The organism is Alteromonas halophila, assembly GCF_014651815.1.
GTDB lineage: Bacteria > Pseudomonadota > Gammaproteobacteria > Enterobacterales > Alteromonadaceae > Alteromonas > Alteromonas halophila.
In genome coordinates this window covers 1-1,180 of the sequence record NZ_BMXP01000029.1, presented here as the reverse complement: position 1 = coordinate 1,180, position 1,180 = coordinate 1, and the positions used below count along the sequence as shown (strand labels likewise).

1 protein-coding gene is annotated in these 1,180 nt (G+C 49.8%); it reads right to left on the bottom strand.

The genetic code is table 11. From position 1 onward, the window contains the following. Positions 1-20: 20 nt before the first annotated feature. A protein-coding gene (locus IE054_RS17745) for an IS3 family transposase (RefSeq protein ID WP_189408596.1) occupies positions 21-1,168 on the bottom strand; the annotation gives its coding sequence in 2 pieces (ribosomal slippage) (positions 21-931 and positions 931-1,168; 1,149 coding nt in all). Between the last annotated feature and the right edge of the window lie 12 nt (positions 1,169-1,180).

Below are 1,180 nucleotides of genomic sequence, written 5' to 3'. Positions count from 1 at the left end.
ACTGAATCGCCACTACTAACCTAGACACTTCCCAGCCGTTCTTCGTAACGATTTTCATACTCTACTGGTGACAGTAGATTATTGGAACCATGTTTTCGTTTGCTGTTATAGAACATCTCGATGTAATCGAAGATGTCGCTTCTTGCATCATCTCGGGTTGAGTAGACCTTTTTCTTAATTCGCTCCCGCTTCAGCAGCTGGAAAAAGCTTTCAGCTACCGCGTTATCATGGCAGTTTCCGCGCCTACTCATGCTGCCCTCCAGCCCATTCGATTTTAAGAAGGCTTGCCAGTCGTGACTGGTATACTGACTTCCCTGATCAGAGTGCACCGTGACTTGATGTTTGGGATTGCGTCGCCAGACAGCCATGAGCAGTGCGTTGAGCACGATATCTTTGGTAATGCGCTGATGCATCGACCAGCCCACCACTTTGCGTGAGAACAGATCGACAACTACCGCAAGGTACAGCCAGCCCTCGTGCGTTCTGACATGCGTTATGTCGGTTACCCATGCATCATCTGGTGCAACGGGGTTAAATTGGCGATTTAAACGATTGGGCACAACGATGTGACTTTCACCGCTGCGATGCCGCGGCTTTCGGTAACCGACCTGCGCACGTAAGCCTTCTTCTCGCATTAAACGGTGAACACGATTGATACCGCAACGCTCGCCAATATCTCTCAAGTCAGAGTGGATTTTACGATAGCCGTACACACCACCAGACTCCAGCCAGAACTGCTTTATCAGGCCAGTAACTCGCTGATTGGCTTTGTCTCGCTTCGAGCGAGGTTGCTTGCGCCAGGCATAATAACCGCTTGGGTGAACGTTAAGCATCTGACACAACCATCTGACAGGCCAACGGTTGCTTTCGTCCCTGATAAAGGCGTACCTCAGTCGGACTCTTTTGCGAAGTACGCCGCGGCTTTTTTTAATATATCCCGCTCTTCAGTGGCCCGCTTCAGCTCTTTTTGTAGTCGCTTGATTTCCGCCTGAGCGTCAGTCAGTTCGTTATGTTTTGTGGAATCAGGGCCATATTTCTTAACCCAGGCATAAAGGCTGTGCGTCGTGACATCGAGACGTTTGGCAACATCTGCGACAGAATGACCACGGTCAACAACCTGCTTAACTGCTTCTTGCTTAAATTCTTCGGGGTAGCGTTTTCCGCTCATGAGCACCTCTCT